This is a genomic window from Megasphaera sp. ASD88 (assembly GCF_002287425.1).
GTDB classification, from domain to species: Bacteria; Bacillota; Negativicutes; order Veillonellales; family Megasphaeraceae; genus Megasphaera; species Megasphaera stantonii.
This window is the reverse complement of the sequence record NZ_NQXW01000001.1, coordinates 174,242-196,511: the sequence shown is the minus strand read 5'-3', so window position 1 is coordinate 196,511 and position 22,270 is coordinate 174,242. Positions and strand designations below refer to the sequence as shown.

Annotated in this window: 28 protein-coding genes; all 28 read right to left on the bottom strand. The window is 50.9% G+C overall.

What is annotated here, in order from left to right; all coding sequences use genetic code 11:
- Positions 1-79: 79 nt before the first annotated feature.
- The 28 genes from CJ260_RS13290 to CJ260_RS00945 all read right to left on the bottom strand — a co-directional run bounded on the left by CJ260_RS13290 (position 80) and on the right by CJ260_RS00945 (position 22,268).
- Entirely contained in the window at positions 80-448 is a 369-nt protein-coding gene (locus CJ260_RS13290) for a peptidoglycan recognition family protein (protein ID WP_198947361.1), read from the bottom strand.
- Positions 366-893: an N-acetylmuramoyl-L-alanine amidase gene (locus CJ260_RS13285; protein WP_255378454.1), complete on the bottom strand. Its 528-nt coding sequence runs from the start codon at positions 891-893 to the stop codon at positions 366-368. The genes CJ260_RS13290 and CJ260_RS13285 overlap by 83 nt, the downstream gene beginning before the upstream one ends.
- Positions 890-1,798: a PHP domain-containing protein gene (locus tag CJ260_RS01065; RefSeq protein ID WP_095628838.1), complete on the bottom strand. Its 909-nt coding sequence runs from the start codon at positions 1,796-1,798 to the stop codon at positions 890-892. The genes CJ260_RS13285 and CJ260_RS01065 overlap by 4 nt, the downstream gene beginning before the upstream one ends.
- A 91-nt stretch (positions 1,799-1,889) precedes the next feature.
- Entirely contained in the window at positions 1,890-2,246 is a 357-nt protein-coding gene (locus CJ260_RS01060) for a molecular chaperone Hsp90 (RefSeq protein WP_095628837.1), read from the bottom strand.
- Between the two features lie 109 nt (positions 2,247-2,355).
- Positions 2,356-3,075 (bottom strand): TraX family protein, encoded by a 720-nt coding sequence (locus CJ260_RS01055; protein ID WP_095628836.1) that lies wholly within the window; start codon positions 3,073-3,075, stop codon positions 2,356-2,358.
- A gap of 54 nt (positions 3,076-3,129) precedes the next feature.
- Positions 3,130-3,588, bottom strand: coding sequence for a low molecular weight protein-tyrosine-phosphatase (locus tag CJ260_RS01050; RefSeq protein WP_095628835.1), 459 nt, complete (start codon positions 3,586-3,588; stop codon positions 3,130-3,132).
- A 237-nt stretch (positions 3,589-3,825) separates the two neighbouring features.
- A complete protein-coding gene (locus CJ260_RS01045; RefSeq protein ID WP_095628834.1) occupies positions 3,826-4,482 on the bottom strand; it encodes a TatD family nuclease-associated radical SAM protein in 657 nt (218 codons plus the stop codon).
- Between the two features lie 13 nt (positions 4,483-4,495).
- The gene (locus CJ260_RS01040; protein WP_095628833.1) at positions 4,496-5,323 is read right to left on the bottom strand and encodes a pyridoxamine kinase; all 828 of its coding nucleotides are present in this window, start codon (positions 5,321-5,323) and stop codon (positions 4,496-4,498) included.
- Between the two features lie 16 nt (positions 5,324-5,339).
- Positions 5,340-5,876 carry an ECF transporter S component gene (locus tag CJ260_RS01035; protein WP_255378457.1) on the bottom strand — a complete coding sequence of 179 codons (537 nt, stop codon included), beginning with the start codon at positions 5,874-5,876 and terminating at the stop codon, positions 5,340-5,342.
- A gap of 205 nt (positions 5,877-6,081) precedes the next feature.
- Positions 6,082-7,062, bottom strand: coding sequence for a Gfo/Idh/MocA family protein (locus tag CJ260_RS01030; RefSeq protein WP_095628831.1), 981 nt, complete (start codon positions 7,060-7,062; stop codon positions 6,082-6,084).
- Between the two features lie 9 nt (positions 7,063-7,071).
- The gene (locus CJ260_RS01025) at positions 7,072-7,893 is read right to left on the bottom strand and encodes an MBL fold metallo-hydrolase (RefSeq protein WP_095628830.1); all 822 of its coding nucleotides are present in this window, start codon (positions 7,891-7,893) and stop codon (positions 7,072-7,074) included.
- A gap of 12 nt (positions 7,894-7,905) precedes the next feature.
- Positions 7,906-10,365: a homocysteine S-methyltransferase family protein gene (locus CJ260_RS01020; RefSeq protein ID WP_095628829.1), complete on the bottom strand. Its 2,460-nt coding sequence runs from the start codon at positions 10,363-10,365 to the stop codon at positions 7,906-7,908.
- Between the two features lie 36 nt (positions 10,366-10,401).
- Positions 10,402-12,534 (bottom strand): ASKHA domain-containing protein, encoded by a 2,133-nt coding sequence (locus CJ260_RS01015; RefSeq protein WP_095628828.1) that lies wholly within the window; start codon positions 12,532-12,534, stop codon positions 10,402-10,404.
- Positions 12,535-12,537: 3 nt separating this feature from the next.
- Positions 12,538-13,365, bottom strand: a complete 828-nt coding sequence (gene pgeF / locus CJ260_RS01010; protein ID WP_095628827.1) for a peptidoglycan editing factor PgeF — start codon at positions 13,363-13,365, stop codon at positions 12,538-12,540.
- Between the two features lie 70 nt (positions 13,366-13,435).
- Positions 13,436-14,785 carry an MATE family efflux transporter gene (locus CJ260_RS01005; RefSeq protein WP_095628826.1) on the bottom strand — a complete coding sequence of 450 codons (1,350 nt, stop codon included), beginning with the start codon at positions 14,783-14,785 and terminating at the stop codon, positions 13,436-13,438.
- Between the two features lie 115 nt (positions 14,786-14,900).
- On the bottom strand, positions 14,901-16,070 hold the full coding sequence (locus CJ260_RS01000; protein WP_095628825.1) for an SLC13 family permease: 1,170 nt from the start codon (positions 16,068-16,070) through the stop codon (positions 14,901-14,903).
- A gap of 326 nt (positions 16,071-16,396) precedes the next feature.
- The gene (locus CJ260_RS00995; protein WP_095628824.1) at positions 16,397-16,804 is read right to left on the bottom strand and encodes a protein-export chaperone SecB; all 408 of its coding nucleotides are present in this window, start codon (positions 16,802-16,804) and stop codon (positions 16,397-16,399) included.
- A 20-nt stretch (positions 16,805-16,824) separates the two neighbouring features.
- A complete protein-coding gene (locus tag CJ260_RS00990; protein WP_095628823.1) occupies positions 16,825-17,382 on the bottom strand; it encodes a hypothetical protein in 558 nt (185 codons plus the stop codon).
- 4 nt (positions 17,383-17,386) lie between these two features.
- Positions 17,387-17,836: a hypothetical protein gene (locus tag CJ260_RS12660; protein ID WP_143747666.1), complete on the bottom strand. Its 450-nt coding sequence runs from the start codon at positions 17,834-17,836 to the stop codon at positions 17,387-17,389.
- A 114-nt stretch (positions 17,837-17,950) separates the two neighbouring features.
- A complete protein-coding gene (locus tag CJ260_RS13065; protein ID WP_233127850.1) occupies positions 17,951-18,223 on the bottom strand; it encodes a hypothetical protein in 273 nt (90 codons plus the stop codon).
- 179 nt (positions 18,224-18,402) lie between these two features.
- Positions 18,403-19,056, bottom strand: a complete 654-nt coding sequence (locus CJ260_RS00980) for a hypothetical protein (RefSeq protein WP_095628821.1) — start codon at positions 19,054-19,056, stop codon at positions 18,403-18,405.
- Entirely contained in the window at positions 19,056-19,457 is a 402-nt protein-coding gene (locus CJ260_RS00975; RefSeq protein WP_095628820.1) for a hypothetical protein, read from the bottom strand. The genes CJ260_RS00980 and CJ260_RS00975 overlap by 1 nt, the downstream gene beginning before the upstream one ends.
- On the bottom strand, positions 19,454-19,747 hold the full coding sequence (locus CJ260_RS00970; protein WP_095628819.1) for a hypothetical protein: 294 nt from the start codon (positions 19,745-19,747) through the stop codon (positions 19,454-19,456). The genes CJ260_RS00975 and CJ260_RS00970 overlap by 4 nt, the downstream gene beginning before the upstream one ends.
- Positions 19,744-20,253 carry a carbohydrate-binding protein gene (locus tag CJ260_RS00965; RefSeq protein ID WP_095628818.1) on the bottom strand — a complete coding sequence of 170 codons (510 nt, stop codon included), beginning with the start codon at positions 20,251-20,253 and terminating at the stop codon, positions 19,744-19,746. Before CJ260_RS00965 ends, CJ260_RS00970 begins: the two co-directional genes overlap by 4 nt.
- A gap of 8 nt (positions 20,254-20,261) precedes the next feature.
- Positions 20,262-20,750 carry a hypothetical protein gene (locus CJ260_RS00960; protein ID WP_143747665.1) on the bottom strand — a complete coding sequence of 163 codons (489 nt, stop codon included), beginning with the start codon at positions 20,748-20,750 and terminating at the stop codon, positions 20,262-20,264.
- An 18-nt stretch (positions 20,751-20,768) separates the two neighbouring features.
- Complete coding sequence (locus CJ260_RS00955; protein WP_095628816.1) at positions 20,769-21,293, bottom strand: hypothetical protein; 525 nt, start codon at positions 21,291-21,293, stop codon at positions 20,769-20,771.
- A gap of 8 nt (positions 21,294-21,301) precedes the next feature.
- The gene (locus CJ260_RS00950; RefSeq protein WP_095628815.1) at positions 21,302-21,784 is read right to left on the bottom strand and encodes a hypothetical protein; all 483 of its coding nucleotides are present in this window, start codon (positions 21,782-21,784) and stop codon (positions 21,302-21,304) included.
- A 283-nt stretch (positions 21,785-22,067) separates the two neighbouring features.
- On the bottom strand, positions 22,068-22,268 hold the full coding sequence (locus CJ260_RS00945) for a hypothetical protein (RefSeq protein WP_095628814.1): 201 nt from the start codon (positions 22,266-22,268) through the stop codon (positions 22,068-22,070).
- Positions 22,269-22,270: the final 2 nt, after the last annotated feature.

Below are 22,270 nucleotides of genomic sequence, written 5' to 3'. Positions count from 1 at the left end.
TTTTACGTTGTCTTACTATATACACGGTTTGTATTATATCATATTTTCCTGCTAAACGCATAGGCATGACTTGCCGGGATTACCGGTCTTTCTTGAGAAGCTCCCATATATCGGCGTCTTCCAGCTCTTTTTCTGCCGTCTGCACCTTGACGTCGCGGCGTATCTGCGGCAGCAGACGGTATAAGTTGTCGCCGGGGCAATCCGTCGCGTTCACGTCGCGATGGCCTTCGATCGTCGTAACGCCCGCCTCGATATCGTATATGCGGCACAGAAACACCAGAAGCCGCTCCAGCGAGGCAAGCTGTTCAGCCGTCGGCCGTTCCGTATCGAAGTTCCCCGTTACGTTGATGCCGACTGTGTCGAAATTATGGCCCTGAGCATGGGCTCCTACACGACTGCACCGATTCCGGCGGATTGTACGAATAGTCGAAATTATGGCCCTGAGCATGGGCTCCTACAGCAGCCAATGGACGGCCTCGTTCAATCGTACCGTCCTTTCGGATTACGTAATGATAGCCAATGCCGGCCCAGCCTTTCGCCAAATGGGCCTTGTGAATGGCCTCTGCCGACGTGTCGCCGGACGGCACGCCTACATGATGGATGACGATCCCTTTCGTATCGGGCCGCACCAGAAGCGGTTCGGCAAAGGAAAAATTCGTTTCGACAACGGGAATGTCTTCAGCTGGGCTTCTGTCAGCAGCGGGATCATATCGGCGCATTTCTTCTTTTCTGTTAGCATGCGGCAGCTTTTCCTTGTCCGGAATGGCTTGTACTGCCTCTGTCTGTACAGCAGCTGCATCTGCCGGCTTCGCCTCAGCACCGGCGACAGTTAGAGCGCCCAGCCAGCAGATACAGCAAACCAGCGCGTGTATATAAAATTTCATCTGGCTCATAGGCATACGTCCCCGTCTCTGTCCTGAATGATGCGGCACAGCGCGTCGAACGTAGCCTGCGGCGCAGGATGACCGTATTGCCCCAAGCGAATATGCGGCTTAGCCCGCCCGTGATAATCGCTGCCAATCGTAACAAGCAAATCGTGCTCGTTAACGATAGCTGCATAAAAAGCCGCCGTATCGTCGTCGTGATAGCTGCAGTACGCTTCGATGCCGTCTATGCCTTGAGCGATTAAGTCTTCCGTTATGTCCCGATTTTGCTTCATATTCGCTCCCGGATGGGCCAGCACGGCAGCGCCGCCGTGTTCCTGTATGATGCAGACGGCTTGGGAGAACGGCATGAGGACCATGGAAACGAAGGCCGGCCCTCCCTGGCCGCAGAAATCCCAGCCGAAATTGACATACGGTGCATTGCTGCGAGCGCCGCCGGGCCGGTAGGGGGCCAGCAGGGGATTCCCGTCGTTACGCGGGTCTTCTAACGCCGTTTTAGCAATATTGACCGAAGCGACGACGCCGCTGGAAGCCATGTCCCATATGGCCTGCCGATCCAGATAAATGCCTAACCCTTCGACGGCATCGAGGACCTTTTCAGAAATAGCCAGCCGCTGGGCGTGCAGGTCCTGTTCCAATTCGGCAAAGACCGGAGCCTGATAGCGAATGCCATATCCCAGCAAATGGAAATTCTTGCCCTTATGCTGACAGCTGATTTCGATTCCCGGAATAAAGGATAGCTGCAAGGCTGACGCCGCGGCTTTTGCCTCGTCCAGAGCGCCTACGGCGTCGTGATCCGTAACGGCTGCCGCCCGCAGACCGGCGCCAGCGCACTGCCGCATCAAATCAGCCGGCTCAAACTCCCCGTCCATGCTGTATTTCGTATGCATATGCAAATCAAGCCATGTTTCCACAATGTACCATCCTTCCAATCTCATATATCAATTTATATCCGAATACTAAAATGACACCGTAGATAGGTGTCATTTAGAAAACTATATTGAATTATAACAGGCTGTCTTTCTTTTCCAAAATTGCAGCAGCCGCCGAACAGGCCGGACAATCACAATATACAGCGCCCTTAGACTGAATGTCTCTGGCATGGGCTGCAATAGCTTTCACCGTTTCTTCGCCGAAAACCTGGACGCCGCCGTCTGATTCAGCAAACTGGATCAGCATGTCGATCGGCATGATATCCCCTTCCAGCTCGGCAATATACTTCTTCGTTTCTTCCGCTTCCCGGTCTGTCCCAACGGCATCAAGCCAAGCCTGGGCCGCGGCTTTCGCTCCCTGACTGCACGACGGAGCAGCCATAAGCGCATGCGTCTGTTCTACTACAAAATCCAATATTTGCTTATCCATATACGGGACCTCTTTCTATGACGGAATATCTTTACATATACATATTATACCACATCATAAAAGAGACAAAAGACAATTTACGCATATTATACAACAGCCAATCCCGGTATCATAGCCGAAGCCTTTGGACAATGCCGTACAAAATGGCTAAGTGAGCCGGATAATACAGGTAAAATATATATTTCCCGCCGTTCGTTCCGCGCCGGCCGTTATATAACATTAAAAGAGGCAGTGCCGCTAAGGAAAAGACCTGAACGCCGCCCAGCTCCAGCGAAATACAGCACAGCCCGAACGTCAGAGCAGCCAGTTTCTGCGTCCTCGTCGTTCCTAGCCAAATCATGACGGGCGTAACGGCGCCGCAAAACCCATAATCTATAACAAAGCCCGGCACAAAGGAAGCATGACACAGAACATATAAGAAAACGAGGCCTCCTGCCGTTCCAAACATCGCCAGACAAGCGCTCCGTCGGACCTGACGGTACTGCATCACATAAGATAATCCGAAAATAAGGGCAATCGAACAGGCAAAGGTAATGAAAATAGATTGGTACAAATTACCATCGGCTATATAACTGACGACAGAGCACAGCAGTCCTACTCCCAAAACAGAAAGAAAGTATCGCTGCTTACGACGCATATGAGCGCAGCCTTCGGCTACCATATAGGCAAAGATAGGATACGCTGCCCTGCCAATCATACGCAGCTCCATGCATCCGGGAAAGAAAAACACGCCTATATGATCGATGGTCATGGAAATCAAGGCCAGCCATTTCAGCGTCGTCCCGCTGATGCCGACACACAAGCCGTCCCAACAGCTTACCTCCCGCATCTTCTTCCCTCCCTCATGAAAACATCAGCTTCACCATCGTCTCACAGTTTCCACCTACTTATTCTGCAATATATACGCTAATAACGCCCGGCAGCCCATATCGACATCTTCATAGGTCTTATCAAAATTCCCCGTATACCACGGGTCGGCTACTTCGCGGTCAAGTCCGGCAAAGGACAAGAGAGAGTATACCTTGCCGTCATCGTCCGGCCCGCAAATGCGGCGAATTTCATAATCGTTTTCCCGGTCAAAGCCGACAACATAATCGTACGCCTCGTAATCGGCCTTGGTAATCTGCACGGCCTTGCGCTTCGTAAAAGGAATCCCCTGCTCGCGCAGCTTCTCCTTCGTTCCCCAATGAGTATCGTTGCCAATCTCTTCCCGGCTCGTCGCCGCCGAAGCAATATAAAACAAATCAGCAATCCCCCGCTGCCGCACCAATTCCTTCATGACAAACTCCGCCATGGTAGATCTGCAAATATTGCCGTGGCAGACAAAAAGCACCTTTATCATCTATGATCTCCTCCTGAAGCCAGCATACTATACTTGATTAAAAATATTGAACCGTCACTGTAACCTGCTGCATGTATTGAGAATAGCATATCATATTTCTGATTGTCAAACGATTATCATTGCGCTCTATGCTAACTATATCTTTCAGCAAAATAATAATTGCCATAAAAAATACTGTCCAGGTTAAGCTGAACAGTATATGAGTCGGCGATATGCAGTTGTGAATGCGACAACGTTTTACGAGTCTTCATAGACACGCACGCGCAGCGTCAGGCCTCGTTCCTGGCATATGGCCCGGCACTTGGCGATTTCTTCGCTGTCTTCAACGTGATCGACGACGGTTAGGACGACGTTCGGCACGTATTGCTTGCATCGCTGAGCGAACTGCAGCATGGCGTCATAGGACTGTATGCCGAAGCGGCTGCGGGTCAATTCCAAATAGCGTTCCTTATTGGATGCGTTCAGACTGATAGAAATGGTATCGAGAAGGCCCTTAAAATCCGGCGCCGTATCGCGGCCATAGGACAGGTCGGACAGGCCGTTCGTATTCAGCCGCGTCAGCACATCGGAATGGGTCTGCTTTACATAAGCCAGCAAATTCTTTAAATCTTCCAGCCGTTCTGTCGGTTCGCCGAATCCGCAGAATACGACTTCGCCCACGTAGTCCCACGGCGCAGCGTCGAGCAAGGCCTGTACTTCGGCGACAGTTGGTTCTTTTTTAAGCCACAGCGTCGTTTCTTCGGCCATCTTCTTCATGCTGCGCAGACAAAAGGTGCACGAACAAGTGCAGCGGTTGGTCAGGTTCACGTATATGGCGCGTTTTCCTTCAGGCTGGCGTTTTAAGCTTTCTTCGAGAGTGATATATTCTCCCTTGTCATAAGCATACACTATCATGAGTATTTCCTCCCTACTTCAATTCTGTCAAAAATTCTTCAAAAGCCAAGCCGCAGTTGTGCGGCAAGTCTAATTCTTCCGTGTATATCATGGTCTTAGTGATGAAATCGGCGGCCGTACAGACGGCTTCTATCAGCGGACGGCCCTGAACGACGATGCCTGACACGATGCCGGCGAAAACGTCGCCCGTTCCCGATCGGTCGCTGCCGATTTTCTTTGTCTTCAGCAGCTGCGGCTCTGCGCCGCGTTCATAAATATAATTGCCGATGTCTTCCCCGCAGTGAATCCCCGTAATGACCAGTTTTTCCGGCCCTAACCCCGATAATGCTCCAGCCATATCGCGCAGCTCTGCCAGCGTGGTACGGCCATCTTCAGGATAAGGAATCCGTAAAAGTCGGCACGCTTCGGTCAGGTTCGGCGTGATGACATCGGCATAGGGCAGCAGATGCCGCATGCCGCGGCACAGTTCCTCCGTATACGAGGAATAGAGCTTGCCGTAATCTCCCATGACAGGATCGACGATGACCGTCGTGCCCTCTTTCTTAAAGGTCCGCAAAAAGTCCAGCACCAGCTCGATTTGCTGCACCGAACCGAGAAATCCCGTCGATATGCCGTCAAAGGTCAAATTGTTTTCCTTCCAATTTTCCATGTACGGCTTCATTCGGTCCGTATAATCGTCAATATAGTACGTCGGAAATCCCGTATGAACCGACAAGATCGCCGTCGGCAATACGCAGGCCTGTATTTTCAGCGCCGAAATAATCGGCAGTTCTACGGCGACGGAACAGCGTCCGTATCCTGTCACGTCGTTGATCAAGGCAATTTTTTTCTGATGCTTCATACGCTACCTCGTTTCCCTAAAAACACTCCGCTGCCTTCTGCAATGCCGCTCCGACGGCCATAGCCGCTGCGACGTTAATCACTCCTTCACCGATAAGTCCCGGCGTCATGAGCAAGCCGGCTCCGGTGCTGCCGTATAATAAGGCGCCTGCCCCGGCATAGGCAATGACCATCCACAGCGCCGATACAGAAAAGGCCAGCAGCATCTGCATAGACAAGACCGAGGGCCGTTCTCCCGCTGCGGTTATCGCAGCCATACGGAAAACTATCTCTACCATGACCCATTTAATAACCAGCGTCGGAAGAATCCATATGGGGAATCCGCCTAACAAGTCAGAAAAGGCCGAGCCGATAGATGCAGCGAATCCAGCCTGACGGCGCGGAAGAAACAGGATCAGCAGAAAAATAACGGCGTCGCCTAAGTGTGCATAGCCAAAGGGAATGGGAATACGCGGCATAAACGTCATCATAAATACGACAGCCATACAAACGGCAGTCATGCAAAGTGATTTTGTCGAAACAGGTTGTTGTCTTCTTGCTGTGTGCGAATAAATAACGCATCCTTCCTTTCGGTCTCGACGCCGGCACAAGACGATGTTCTTTAATCTGTACCTAATTTTATTACAATAAAACACCACAGTAAATAGGACAGATTGCGTTTTTTCTGTCAAATCACTTAGACATTCCCATATTTTTTGTTTTTGCTGGCAAAAAGCATACAAAAAAAGGCCCTGATCAGAGCCTTTTTCATGATTATCGTTATGCTTCTTCGGGATAAGTCAATCCCCATTGCCGCCGCAGCGTCGTCATGGTTTCCATCACGTCGGCCGTATACTGCAAATACATGGCGTTGCCTTCGCCTGCTGCGGCTTGCTCCATGTGCAGGATTTCATAACATAAAGCCATGTCCGTATGGCCGGCTTCTATGATTTCCTGGCGGCCGTCATCTGTATACGTAACGACAGCCTTACTGCCGCGGGGATAATCATAGATTTCTATATATCCCCTGTCGAAAACGGCCGTGCCCCGCTTAGGCTGCTTGGCATGAAGGGATAAGGATAATATAGCCATTTCTCCCGCTTCATTCTGCAGGAGGATGCCGGACTGCTCGTCTACGCCGCTCGGCGCTAAGGAGACCTGCGAAAGGACCTGCGTCGCCTTGGACGATAAAAACCAGCGGGCAAAGGACAAGGCGTACACGCCGATGTCGAGGAGCGCGCCCCCAGCCAGTTCCTTACTGAAAAAGCGATTGGTCATATCGTACGGCTTATAGCTGCCGAAGCTGGCCTGCACCAGGCGCAGCCGGCCTAACGCTCCCCCTTCGAAGCGCTTCCGCAGTTCTTCATACAAAGGCATGTGATATAATGTCATGCCTTCAGCTAAAATGCAGCCATTTTCCTGTGCCGCTTCCATGGCCTGGTTCAGCTCGCCGCTGTTGAGGGTAATGGCCTTTTCACATAAGACGTGCTTTCCCGCTTGCAGCGCCGGCAGGATGTATTCGATATGACGATTATGGGGCGTGGCGATATAGACGATGTCTATATTGGGATCGTGCGCCGCGTCTTCCGGCCGGTCGTACACTGTTTCTATGCCGTACTGCAGGGCAAAGGCTGCGGCCTTCTCCTGGGTCCGGTTCCCTACGCCGTATATGCGGCCGCCGAGGCGTTCCGCACCTTGGGCAAATTCATGGGCAATAGTACCGCAGCCGATTATCGCCCAGTTATACCGCAGTTGATTCATAACGTCCTCCTATACCCATTCCAACTCCAAATTTACGCCGGCTTCCCTGACCGGCACGACGTCGGCTAAGGCGCGCTTCGACGGGAAATCACAGCAGTGGGCAGCGTAGACGACGCCGGGCTGAAGGGCCTTAAAATAGGCAACGGTCTGCTCCAATACATCTGGATCCGGATTCATCAAGTGGAATCCGCCGACGACGGCGGCAATCCGCTCGTCCCGGCAGACGCGCTTGGCCTGCTCGATAATATTGCAGATACCGGCATGAGAGCAGCCGGCAATGACGACCAGCCCATCTTCCGACCGATAGGACAGCGCCGTGTCGTCGCAAACGAAATCGCTTTCCCACTGGCCGCCGACCTTCGTCTTGCCGATAGGACGATGGCCTTCAAAAGAATTGGTCTTTTCGATTTCTCCCAAATACGCCAGCTTAGGGCTGAGCCATAAGGGCTGCTTTTCCAAGCGCAGGGCGAAAACGCCTGAAAGGGCTTCAGCCGTCATTGGCGAGCCGATGTCCAGCGTTCCGACGCGTTTGGGAGCAAAGGCCGCCGGATGGGCCAGCAGGGGCACGCCGTAGCGTCCCAGCTTCTCATACCATTCGTGCAGATACAGCAGGCCCCGCGTGTGGTCGTTATGGCCGTGAGAAATGACGACGCCGTCGAGGGCATGCATCGGCAGATTCATGGAAAAGGCATTTTTCAGGAATATATCTGAATAGCCGGCGTCAAACAGCCATGTCTTGCCGTCTTCTTCCAGATAGTAGGAAAGGCCGGGCTCGCCGACGTAGTACTGGTCGATAAAGGTATAATTGTCTACTAATATTCGCAGCTTCACAGGCGTTTCCTCCTAGCAGGACAACAAATCCGACACGAGCTTGACGCAGTCCGCCGCATCCTTTGAATAGCCGTCGGCGCCGATTTCATCGGAAAAGCTGGCCGTTACGGCGGCTCCGCCGATGATGATCTTGCCGCCGTAGCCCTTCGCCGCCGCTTCGGCGATGACGTCCTTCATGCGCATCATCGTCGTCGTCATCAAGGCCGATAAACCGATAATCGAAGCCTTTTCTTCCAGCGCCGCGGCAACGATGGCCGAAGCGGGCACGTCTTTTCCCAAATCAACGACGCGGTAGCCGTAGTTGCGCAGCATCAGGCCGACGAGGTTCTTGCCGATGTCGTGGACGTCGCCTTCTACCGTCGCGATGACGACCGTAGCCGATTCTTTCTGGCCTTTCCTTTCAATAAGCGGCTCGAGCAGGGCAATAGCCCGTTCCATAGCGCTGGCACTGGCGATGAGCTGGGGCAGGAAATACACTTGCTGGTTGTACAGCTCTCCGACGCGGTTAATGGCCGGAATCAGGAGCTCGTCGATAACCTGCTCCGGCGACATGCCCCGAGCTACGGCTTCTTCAGCATAGCGGACAGCGGCGTCGCGTTCCCCATCGAGGACGGCTTGATATACCGGATCGGCAGCCGCTTTATCGGAAGATAGGATAGCAGTTTGCCCTCCAGTTGCCTGAGAGCGCTGTGCCGTTTCCGCTTCCTGCCGCTTTCGTTCTTCTTCCTTTGCGGTAAAATACTGCATCCGCTTGATATACGCCATATCGCCGCCCTCTTTGTTCATAAGCATATTCGACGCCGCGGCGACGTTCATGAGCATGTCCTGCGACGGATTGGCAATCGCCATGGTCAGGCCGCTGGCAATCGCCATCGCCAAAAAGGTCATGTTGACATAAGCCCGGCCAGGCAGGCCAAAGGAAATATTGGACAAGCCGCATACCGTCGGCAGGGCCAGGCCGTGCTTGCAGTGGATAAACGTTGCCAGGCAGTCGAGAGCCGCTGACGGCGCTGCGCCGACAGTGGCGACTAAGCCGTCGACGACGATATCTTCTTTCGTAAAGCCCTGGGCGTAGGCCTCGGCCAACAGGGCATCCAATACGGCATGCTTTTCTTCTAGAGAAGCGGGAATGCCTTCGTCCGACAAGGGCAAGGCGATAAACATGGCCCCGTATTTTTTGGCGATCGGCAGGAGCTTGTCTATCTTTTCCCGTTCAAAGGAAATAGAATTGATCAGGGCACGGCCGGGATATATGCGCAGCGCTGCTTCAATGACCTCAGGATAGCTCGAGTCGATGCTCAGAGGTAATCCCGATACGGCCGTGATTTCATAAATAGCCTTGACCATCATAGCCTTTTCGTCGATGCCGTTCGTGCCCATGTTGACGTCGAGAATCGCCGCGCCGTTCTGTTCCTGTTCCCGGGCCATCTGGCGGACTAACGACAGCTTCCCTTGGCGCAGTTCCGCCTGCAGGGCCTTCTTCCCCGTCGGATTGATGCGTTCGCCAATAATCTGAAAGGGCCCGGATAAGGAAATTTCCGTCACCTGCCGTTCCGAGGCCAGTACACGGCGGCGTACGGCCCGAATCGGTCGGGGCGGCATATCCCGCACGGCGCCGCTCAAAGCCTTGATGTGTTCCGGCGTCGTGCCGCAGCAGCCGCCGACGATGCGGGCCCCCGCTTCGACGAGAAGCTTGCCGTCGCGGCCAAATTCTTCCGGCGTCATGCGATACACTGTCCGGCCGTCTTCCAATTCCGGCAATCCAGCGTTAGGCTTGGCCAGCAAGGGAATATCAGCGTAATCGTACATCGTCCGAATCATAGCTGCCATGTCTTCCGGTCCCGTCGAGCAGTTCACCCCGACGGCGTCGACGCCGAGAGACTGGAGCACGACGACGGCTGCTTCCGGCGGCGTACCGTACAGGGTGCGGCCGTCTTTTTCAAAGGTCAGGCTGGCCATAATCGGCAAATCGCAGATTTCTTTAATGGCCAGCACGCAGGCCCGCGTCTCCTGGAGACTCATCATCGTTTCGACAATAAACAAGTCGACGCCGCCGTCATACAAGGCCTTCGCCTGCTCTTTATAAATAGATACTAATTCGTCAAACGTCAGCTCGCCCATCGGATAGAGCTGCTGCCCCGTCATCGTCATGTCGCCGGCAACATAGGCCTTGCCCTGGGCCGCTTCCTTACAGAGGGCGACGAGTTCTCCGTTTATCTGCGTCAGCTTGTCTTCCAGACCATATTCGGCCAGCTTCAGCCTGTTTCCCGTAAAGGTCGGTGCATAGAGGATCTGCGTCCCTGCCGCGACGAAGCGGCGCTGCAAATCCAGCAGGGCTTCCTTATGTTCCAATATCCACTGCTCCGGGCATACGCCGACAGGCATGCCGGCTTGCTGCAAATTCGTCCCCGTCGCCCCGTCCAGGACTACGATTCCCTGCTCCAGCAGGCGGCGAAATTCTTCTCGTGTCATTTTCATTACCCCTTATATATACATAACGCCGCAGCGTTAAAAATTCATGTGTTCGATGTATGCCGACTGGAAAAAGTCGTTATTGGCCAGTATGACCTCGCCGGCATGACGGCAGATTTTCTTCATATCGTCCAAAACCGATTTGTCTGCCAGTACAGCGGCAGCACCGGCCAGGGACGTATTGCCGGCCGCTGCAGTCTTATGAACCAGCTGCGGCGGCAGCAATCCAATGGCCGCGGCCTTGGCCGGCTGCAAATAATAGCCGAACCCTCCGGCAATATACACGCGGTCTATATCTTCGCATGTCATCCGGCCTTCGCAGAGAAGTGTCTCTATACCGGCGCAGATGGCGCTTTTCGCTAACTGAACCTCGCGGATATCCTTCTGCGTCATGACGATCTGCTCGCAGTCTAGCGTCGTCGCCAAAGGAAAGCCCCGCCGAAAATACGGTTCCTTCAGCTTGCCCGTCATATCGACAAGACCTGTTTCGATAAGGCCCGCCAGGGCCTCGATAACGCCGGTGCCGCAAATGCCGACAGGCGGCGCGCCGTTAATAGTCCGCACCTTCGGCCGGACGCCGTTCATCGTTACACCGCAGATGGCCCCAGGCACACTGGCCGTTCCCCATTGCAGGCTTCCCCCTTCCAGAGCCGGGCCGGCAGCCGTCGCCGTCGTCAGGAGGCCCGCTTCGCTGCGCAGAACCATTTCGCCATTCGTCCCTAAATCGATCAGAAGCGTCGTTTCTTCTGACTTCATGAGGCTGCAGGCCCAAATACCGGCCGTTATATCGGCCCCTACATAGGTGCTGATGCAGGGGAGCAAGGCGACAGGCTGATTGGAAAACCCGTCGTACTCGCCGAATACGTCCTTCCACGAGTACCAATCTCCGCCCAAAGATACGGGACGAAACGGCCAGGAACCTAACCCGCCGCAGTCCCAGCCCATCAGCAAATGGAGCATCGTCGTGTTGCCGGCAACGGCAGCCTTCAGGCAGCGGTCTTTGGCCTGCGGATATGTATCCCACATCTGGTGAAACATCTGCTGCAAATCATGGCAGACGGCCTTGCGAAGCTGAGGCCCCTTGCCGTCCTTCGCCGCCTGTATGCGGCTGACGACGTCGGCACCGAAGGCCCGCTGGCTGTTGGCCGCCGTAATCGTATGAACCGTGCGTCCTGCCGTCGTATCTACCAAGGAAAGGGCCAGCGTCGTCGTGCCGATATCGACGGCCAGACCGTACGAGTGTCCGATATCCGCTTCATAATCGTCGCCGTCGCGGCCAAGAGCCGCCAGAACTCCGCGGTTCCTCTTAGGAATCACAATCTGCACGTCTTCTGACGGCACGGCTTTGCAGGCCAGCCGCCAGCCGGCAGCCAAATCGGCAGGCGTAAACAGTTCGCGATCCTCCGGCGATACGGTGACCATTCCTTCTGCGACGCGGACGCGGCATTTTCCGCACCGGCCCGTTTCACCGCAGGGAAAGCTGTCCATATATCCCTGCTGCCGCAGCCATCGGCTGATACGCATGCCCTTGGGACAACGAATATACTCTTCCTGCGTCTCTTCCTTCCGCAAGGCGCAGGACGCATTGCCGCAGCGCCGGCAATCGTGTTCTATATGAAATACGTCCGGGTCGTCTGTCAATTCATATAAAATTGCCATGGATTTCTCGGGCTGCAGCATATGATGCTCCGTCAGGGTCACGCCTAAGGTACGTCCGGCTTCGACGGCCTGCACCGCCTGTTCCTGCAGGGAAAAGCCGCAGTCCACGCCGGCCTCATGCCGACTGGCAATGCCGCAGCCCTGTTCACGGCAAAGGCCCCGTATCGCTTCGCCCAGCTGCCGTTCGAAAGAAAACAGACAGCTGTCCGCCATGGCGCTGAACAGGACGGCCTCCGAATACTCCTTGCGGGCGACGTACATAGCACTCTGCCGGCTCACGGCAGCCCCTATAGTCAGGACGGCGTACAATCCCATACGCCCCTGTCCGTCGTCGGCAAAGGCCAGGGCGGCTTTCGGCCGGACAACCTGACGGACGGGGCGCTCCAGCTCGGCAAATAAGGCCTTGCCCTGGGCCTGACTGGCCTCGTCCTTTCCATATCCGGCCAAAGCCAGGGATGCCGCGGCGTCAGGCCGAATATCTCGTCCTGCAATGATGCGAATATCCTTCACAGCTCAGTCTCCTTCGTTCCACATGATAACCGCCATATGGCGGCCCGTTTGTTCGCCGGCCTTGCTGGCTTTTCGGTACGAGAAAAAGAGGTCGTCGCGGCAATAGGTGCAAAGGCCTGCGTCTTCCAAATGCTCCGCCCGAATGCCGGCGCGCAGCAGAAGCAGCCGATTTGCCTTCGGCAAATCGAAATAGTATTTATTCCCTGCCGGCCGGGTCAGTTCCTTCATCTCCAAGGGCGAAAACAGCTTAGCAAATGCATCGACGACTTCCTGCCCTACTTCAAAGCAGCAGGGCCCGATAGCCGGCCCTATGGCGGCCAGCACGTCATCCGGCTCCGTGCCGTAGGCCTCGCCCATGCGCCGCAGCGTCTCCGCCGCGATGTTTCCCGCCGTTCCCCGCCAGCCGCCGTGACTTACGGCGACAGCATGGTGCACGGGATCGCAGAACAGCAAGGGCGTGCAATCGGCGAAATTCATCGTCAGCGGCACGCCGGTTTCATCGGTCATCAGGCCGTCGCACGACGGAATCGCGCTCTCCCGCTCCAAGGCCCCCCGTCCCCGGTCGGCCCGTCCGGCCTGAACGACGTTGACGTCGTGTACCTGATTGCAGCAGATGATGTGCTCCGGCACGACGTGCAGGGCCGACAAATAGCGGCGGCGGTTTTCCAGGACATGCCGCGGATCGTCGCCGCTGGAAAAGCTCATGTTGAGAGACGCAAAGGGAGCGCCGCTCGCGCCGCCCTTCCGCGCCGATACGGCGGCGGTCACATTAGGCAGCGCCTTAAATATATCAAAGGTAATATAAAAAATACCGTTTTTTTCTTGCAGCATCGCAGTTCCTCCTTGCTGACATACAAGTGACATCGTTACCATTATACAGAAAAATACCTGAAAAAACCAGCTATTTACCTGCCTTCCCCATGGCAGCCGCCGCCGTTCGCCTGTATATGAAGAAAGCCAGCAACGCCGCAACGCCTTCCGCTATCCAAAAGCAGTGCCAAATACCGTCGGGGCCCCACAGGCTGACACAGACAAACGCTGCCGGAATGATGACGACGACGTAGCGCAGGAGGGATATCAGCAGAGACGGTACGCCCTTCCCCAGTCCTTCAAGAGCTCCCGACGCCGTAACGGATAGGGCCGACACGATAAAGCCGCAGCTGATAATGCGCAGGGCCGACGCTCCGAGGCGTACCGTTTCGGGATTTTCCGTAAACCAGCCTATGAGTACATCTGGAACAGCAAAGCAGACAACGGTTCCGCCGATCATGATGAGGCTGTTCAGCCCTAACGTCGTCCTATACAGTGCGCCGACGCGGCCATATTCCCCAGCGCCGAAATTATAGCCGATAAGGGGCCGCACGCCCTGAATGATGCCGTTGGACGGCATATACAGAAAGGTCTGGAGTTTATAGTAGATGCCGAGGATGACGACGTATATCGGCGAAAAAGGCGCCAGCATACCGTTGAGAGCCGATACGAGCAGCGACGGCAGGCCCATATTGAGCACGGCGGGAATGCCGATGCCGTAGAGCCGCTTATCCAGCAGGGGATTCCATACCAGATAGGCCGACGAAATACGTACCTGCAGAGTCTTATACCGGCATACGGCAAGGTATACGGCCAGCGACACGGTCTGCCCCAGTCCCGTCGCCCAGGCCGCGCCGGCGATCCCCATAGCCGGAATGGGGCCGAAGCCGAAAATCAAAATGGGATCGCCGACAATATTCGTCAGACATCCGCAGATAAGGGCTATCATCGTCACATTCATCCTGCCGACGGCTTGAAACATCTTTTCATAGGCCAGGCCGATGGTCAATATCGTAGAAAATCCAAAGACAATATAGGCATAGGTTAACCCCATGGATACGACAGCCTCGTCGTCGGTAAACATGCGCAGGAAAGACGGAATCAGGGCGAAGGTCACGGCTGTCAGCACGACGCCGTGGACGACGGACAGTACCATGCCGTGCGTCGCCGCCGTATGGGCCGTATCGTTCTGCTTAGCTCCCAGGCAGATGGAAATGACCGCATTCAGGCCGACGCCGAAGCCTATGCTCACGGCGTTGACGAAGTTCTGCATGGGAAATACGAGTGATACCGCAGTCAGGGCATCTTCGCTGATCATGGCGACAAAAAAGCTGTCGATAATGTTATATAATGAATTGACGATCATTGATACGACAGCCGGCAGCGACATAGACGCGATGAGCGGCAACATCGGTTTCTCTTTCATAAAGGTTTCGTTCATACAATTACCTCCTACACGCAAAAAAGCCGCACGACTGCATGACGACAATCGTGTGGCTAAAAGATGACAATGTCCGGAAAAGTCCACAGATGACTTTTAGTAGATTCGTATTGAATTAGATAAAAACGCTTTCCATTGCCAAGACAGTGGCTAAAAACACGACGTTTGCCGCCGTGAAAAAGGCCAAATACCGCAGAGGACGGCAATGAGCTGTTCCTAAGTAGGCCTTAAAAGAGATGATGCTGGCCATGGAAGCGATAATCGTACCCAAGCCGCCGACGTTGACGCCCAGCAGCAGTTCCTGCGCTGCATCCGTATAGGGAGCGAGGAGAACGACAGTCGGCACGTTGCTCAGAACCTGGCTGAGCAGTAAGGACAGCATAAATTCATGGCCCTGCAGCAGCTGAGCCGGGCCTGCCGCCATAATCGGCAGACGGCCGATATTGCCTACGCCGATAAATAGAAAGATGAACAACAAGAGCAGCTTGTAATCGACGTCGCGAAATACCTGCCTGTCCGCCAAAAGCAAGGCCGGGCAGACGATGAGAAACATCACCAGCGGCGTGATCAGACGCAGGACAGCTAAGATACACACGCCGAACAACAGGGCAAAGACCAGCCCTTTTCGCCGCCCCATCGTCGGCGCCTCGCCGTCGGGCACGGAGACAGCCGTCTTGGGAATATAATACGTAACAGCCCACAGCAGCAGCCCGCTGAACGCCGTCAGCGGCCCCGTAATACGAAGAAATTCGGCTAAATTCATCTGATAATAGGAATAGATAAACAGGTTCTGCGGATTGCCGATAGGCGTTAGAATACTGCCCATATTCGCCGCAATCGTCTGAAAGGTCAGGACAAACAATAGCTGGTCTTCCATGCCTGCCGCCGAAAGTACGGCAATGGCCAGGGGCACAAAGATGATGAGCGACACGTCGTTCGTCACGGCCATGGAGAAAAAGAAGCAGCTGAATACGAAAAACTGCACGAGACGGCGCGCCGATACGGCTCCGGAAAACAATCGGCCGTAGGCATAGGTCAAGACGCCGCCGCGGCGAAAGCCGGCAATAATCGCCATCAGGCAGAACAACGTCGCCAGCAGCGGCGCGTTGATGCTCCCGACCAGCTGCTCCGGCGAAACGGGAACGGCAATCGTCGTCGCTAAGGCAAACAACGAAGCTATCGTCAAATCCGGATTTTGCCGCATATATAATTCTATCCGCTTCAGCGCGGCTATTCCCGGTACGGAAACCGACATGGCAACTCGTACTCGCTGCTGTACTTTCATTCGGCTTGTCTTCCTCCCTGCAATGACTTCTAGTAAGCTACTGTATTATAGCATGCCGCACGGCAAAATGCTACTAGCTGCATTCAATTTTTCACACAAAAAAAAGACCCCGCTCAGGGTCTTTTCCATGGTGGAGATGAAGGGGCTTGAACCCTCGACCTCACGGATGCGAAGGCCGGCGTTAAAAAACTTAATAAACGGCTTGGTTAAGCCATTTTTCGGAGGTAGCCCTTAGACCTCTTTTCCAATATTTTCCAATCTATTTTAACTCTAAAACACCATAAAAAAATGATACCACATAGAGTTTCTTGGTGGTATCATTTTTTTTATTTAGTAAAATTTATAAAAGGAATGTTATATTTAGGAAGGGCAGCATCGTTAACTAACGATGCGATAATGGGACGAGTGTAGCTCAATAATAATGCCGGAGCATTTATTTTTAAAAAACTTTCACATTCATCTTCTGATAAGCCTTCTCCTAAAACAAACAAACTACTCATTTTGGTGCGAGCGTAAAATGGGGTATTGTTATTTTTCTCGCCAACTTCTACCAATAACGAGACAAACGATTTATTATCTATTATTTCCCCCACATTAATTTCGGTTTTTAATGGTAACTTTATTTTTTGGGATTTACTTGTGTTTTTTTTGTCCGCTTTAAAAAAACCTTTATTAACACTAAAGCAACATTCTTCTAACATTGGTTGCTTAAACTGAACGTGACTTTCTTCCAAAATCAACCCCTCCTTTTTTACTATGCCGCTGATGAGAAATTGTCAGCAAGACTAATCGTTTTTTGGTTAATTTCACTTGACCAATTAAAGTTACATACATAAACCCCTTCGGAGAAGTATTCGGAAGCCCCAACTCCATCGTCTTGGTCATATTGAATATCATTAGTGTCAATATTTTCTGCCAATAACACAGAAGCAACATCGTTAAATTCGCCATCTTCTGCATCTAGGAATTCGCCTTGGTCAGGCAACATATCATCGTCAAATAAATTCACTTCATAAATACGTTCTGTTAAATCTCCTTCTTTCCATTCGGCAACCCATTTGTTTTCACTTGACTGGAAAATGTCAAACAGTGAAAGCTTATTATCGATTAAAGAAAGTATCTCTTGAATAGAAATCTTAGCTATTACCCATTGTAATTCTGGGTACAACTCACAACATGAACACAAATAAACGTTGTTGTTAGCGTCTTTGCAAATAAATAAAATGGGTCTTTCAAGCATGTAAAAAGCATAATAAAATTCTAAATCCCCAACATGGGGGACATTGGTAAAATATGGCTTTGGTATTTTCATTACTTTATTCTCCCCCTACAATCTCATCTGTAACATCTGTAAAATTCCCAGACACATCATGTCCTTTATAAATCCACCAATTTACATGGCTTGTTTTGCTCTTATGCGGAGCCTGTAAAACTAGTCCATGAGTAGTACCAGTTTCTCCTCTAGCCACTATTGCTTTAGGATGGTTTTTCTTTCGAAACATTTTTAAACTTCTTTTTATGTCTTTTGCTTTTTCGAAACAACTAGTTGAATACGTCGACGGGTCTTTTAAATCAAGTTCTCTTGGCCTGATTAGTCGAGACTCGGCTTCAAAAGAACTTTGAAATGCTTCTGCATTTATAACCCCTTCTAAACATACTCGATAAACATTTAAGTTTATCGGGACTGCGTTTTCTGGCAAAATTTCACTCACAAAATTCCGAGGAAATGAATCTGGAAATTCATTATCTTGCACATATGGATTCATACAAAAACCTCTTCCATGGTTTTCTAATAGTCGCTATTTAATTTTATTTTACCATATTGATATTAATTTTTCTAATAAAAAAAGCCAAAAGAATTGGCTCTTTTGGCTTTTTTGTCATTTTGTTACGGCCATCAACAACGCAATCCCAGCAACTGTCCAACCAGTCTTATTTTGACGATTCTTGACGGCCAACTTATGTTCCAACTCATTTACCTGAGTTCCCAATTTCTCCAAGTTGGCGGTCAAGTTCGTCAAGTAAGTCTGTGCATTGGCCAATGAGGTCTGCGCTTGATTGATTTGATTCTCGTAAGTCTGCAACTGTTGATTTAGCTCTTCCAAGCGTTTCTTGTCCGCTTGAGAGTTGCTGTTGAGCAGTTCCAATTTCATCCGTAGCTCGCTGGCTGTCCTTTTGAGATTGCTCAACTGTGATTCGGATATTGTCACTGTCTGCTTTTGCTGCGTTGTTGCTATCGTGGACGCAGCTTGCGATGGCAAAACAAAAGCAGATGAACAAGACAACGCCAAGCACAGGCAAAAGATTTTTACGGCTTTCCACATTGAGTCACCTATAAGCGTGCCAAGGCTCTGTTACATTCGTCCGCAAATCGGTTATTCAGGCTATCCCGCAAGGCCGAGCTATTCCATTCAGGGCTTGAGCAAACCAGAATGTAGATGGCATAGATGAAGTCATAGTCGAACCGTGCATCGTCAATATAGGACAAATTAGGATAGCCCGTATAACCGCCATCGTTGACGTTCCACATCTGGTGTACCGCATCGTCCCACATTTCATCTACGCCGCCATTCGCCCCAGAGCCATCACCAATGCCGTACTGGACAGCTCTTGACCAAACAACATCCTTCATGACTTCGCTGTGGTTTTCAATGTGCCAGCCTTTAGAAGCCAAAAGAGCAACTGCGTGGTCGTAATACTTTTCCTTGATATAGTCGTGCTGGGACTTTTCAAAGTCGGCTTTATTGGTTTCCGCAAGCCATCGCCATGTCGCATCAAATTCAGAACTAACTACCTGATATTTAGCCAGCTCTTTACCGAACCAATACCCTTTATCGCAAAGCCAGCTGATGTACTCATCTACGCTGCCGACTGCGCTTGCCAACTGATACGTACCGTAAGATTTACCCCCGGCGTCATTGTAGCCGCTTGAAATGCAGCCACAATCGCCGTTTGATTCATAACGTGCTGATAATTCTCCTAACATTAGTTATTCAATCCTCCATTATTTTTACTTTTCCGTCTACCAGGACAATAATTAACTGCCGGACTTTCATTTTTATTGTGCAATTTTTGAGGTTCACTTTTCGAAACATTCTTTTCCATATTGTCGGGGATATTATTGCTATTAGTGTCTACGAAGCAACCCGCAACGAAAGTCACGAAAGCAACCGTAGACGGGCCAACCAATTCATGAATGATTTGCAACCCCTGAGGTATATTAGGGTTGCCACTCGTGTACCATAAGGCAACCCATCCCACAATGACCGCAGCAACGATAAAAGCTACAGCCAATAAGTAAGCCATGACAACCCATAAAATAGGCTTTTTTAACGCCACAGCTTTAGATGTTACGCTGTTTAAAAGGTTGACGATTTTTTCTATCATTTCTTGCCATCCTCTACTTCTCGCCGCAACGTCAAAAGCTCTTGACGTAATTCCTTGATACGCGCATGAGCCGCTTTGAGACTTTCTTCAAGGCCAGACAACTTTTCCGCAAAATGTCGGCGGTCTTCCCGACTGTTTTTTATTTCGACCGACAGCTCTTTAATTTCATCCTTGAGCGCAAACAAAAGCTGCTTGATAGGGCGCAAGGCTACATAGTGGAACCATGTAGCTAAAACCCCAATAATCATTAACAAGTTTAAAACTTCGGTTACAGAGTAATTCAACATCATGTTTCTGCGTCTCCTATTTCCTTCCATCCTGCAGGATACGCGTCTGGTGCCCAAACATTATTATCAATCAACGACTCATAAACCTTACCATTATAGAGCACTTTGTCGCCCTTCATATATGGGTTCGTCGAGTCTGGCTGCTCCCAAGGTAATGGCGTTCCATCGTCGGAGGTCAGCACCTTGGCAAACAATGACGGAGCATCCACAGGTGTCCATGTAGCTTGTGATGTGTGTGCTGTGATGACTTTATATAAAACATTATCATACACAACCCTTTGCCCAACTTCATAAGCTACTCCGTTCCCATCCCAAGCAGGGAAGTAATCTGGCATACATAAAGCCACTGTATCATCTACAGCGGCTAATTTTGATTCATATTCAGTCTTGATGTCGTCGTATGGCTGCCCCGTAAGTATCGCCAATGCTACTTTAATTAATAGTTTATTGATTTGGCTCGTAACAGCGACAGCGTTAATTTTATTTTGTAAATCTTGTGATAGTTCCATATTTCTCCTTATGCTATTCTTTTGTACACATAAACCGTGTACGCAGGGGGCTGTACCGTATCGGATGCACCGTAGATGCTGCTACAACGAGAAGCATCCATATATAAATAGTTATAATATGGGTCTTCGTTCGCTTCTATAGTAAGTGACCCATGACGGCCTTTCCAAAGAGTTTTTTTAGTATAAAATGCATCGTGTGCTTGCATTAACGTATCTCTATTTTCGGTAGTACAATCTCTAAAATTAGCACCACCTATAATATTTGGCAGCCCTGCTTCTACGTTCTCTCCTACAGGGTGTTTAGCCCCCCCCCCCATCAGGCATCTATCCTGCGACACAAGTTCCCAAGTGCCAAATTCAAAGCTTTCAAATGGGCTACCCTCGGCTGTTGTCAAGTAAATGCTCCCGACGGGGAAAATGGCGTCTAATACGCCAACTAAAATATCCTTGAATTTGAAGCTGCGGACAGCAAACTTAGCTGTCCCGTCTGTAATCATATTGTCCAATAATTTCTCCTATCTAATCTTTTTAATAAATGCTAAAGCGTAATATGGTGGTCGGTTTTCGTGGGGTTGCCATAAATTACCAGAGGTTAATGGTGGGGTTACATTATTTTTAGCGTCATAAATATTACAATCTCCCCAGCCATTATTCACCATCGTCTCAAGTTCGGTATTCCAGACTCTAATTGGTTGGGTGGTAATACCTTTCCCGCTAGTGTTTTTAAAAGAAACAACAGTTCTTTCTGGTAACTCGTTTACCGCTAACTTATGTTTTTCTTCGCCGCCCTTGTCGCCCACCTTATATGAACTTCCTGAACCAACAATAAACCTATCCCTCAAATCGGGAGTCCCATTCGTGCCATCACATATATGCCAATGAGTATCGGGAAGTCCTGTGGTTTCGTCTATGGGGTATCCGTTCTGAAAAGTCCCATCGAACATCGCAATGAAACCTTTAGAAATTACCCCCCCCCCACCAATATTTCGTACTACGAACTTACATGAACCGTCCGTAATAATTGTATTTTCCTGTATCATATATCCTCCTAAGCAATTCTATGCCAAAAATAGACGGTGTATGCTGGGGGTTGAACTGTATCTGAGTTGCCATAAATACCATTCCCGCCTGATAATTCAACGTCTATAAACGTATTAAAAAATCCTTTTCCGCCACTATTATCAGCAACCGTGCTCGCCTTTGTATTGTTATTGTACCGCCTACGAATAACTCCATAATCCGCAGTCTCTCCAGCACCAGACTTGTCCCACCAATTAAAGGTGGCAAAAGAGCCGGTCGCATTCGGTAGGCCAGCATCTTTCTTCTGCCCGGCTTCTTCATCTTCTCCTACTCCCCAGAGAGTCCCGTCTTGCCCGACTAATTCCCATTCGCCAAGTTCAAAGGGTTTCCCTTTTTTCGTTGTTGCATATACACTCCCAACTGGGTATATAATGTCAAACCAATGTAACATTGATTTACTTACAACCTTAAACTTGGCTGCTCCATCTGTAATTATATCGTTTTCCTGCATATATCCTCCTTGCTATGCTATTCGCTGCCATATATATACTATATAAGCTGGTGGTTGTACTGTAGTAGATTTGCCGTAAATAGGGTTATACCGAGAAGCCATAAAATCTACTACTTCTAAATGAGTGTCCGCACTTGCTACCGTAGCAACAGTAGTATTAGGAACAACAATCGTTGAGTGGAACGCGCCACTAGCCTCAGAATATATCCCAGAGAATCCGCCTATATCAGTGTTGCCATATATTTCTGGCAAACCTGCTTCGATTTCCGTCCCTGCTACATTATCAGTACCCCCCCCCCCAGAGACATTTGTTTTGTCCTACAAGTTTCCACTGGCCGAAACCAAATTTGGCAAAAGGAGTCCCTTCTTTTACTGTCAAATAAATATCTCCAATAGGATGAAGGGCATCCAGTAAATCCAAAAATCCCATAGAGCGGACGACAAATTTTGCCGTACCGTCTGTAATCACATCGTTTATATTCAATC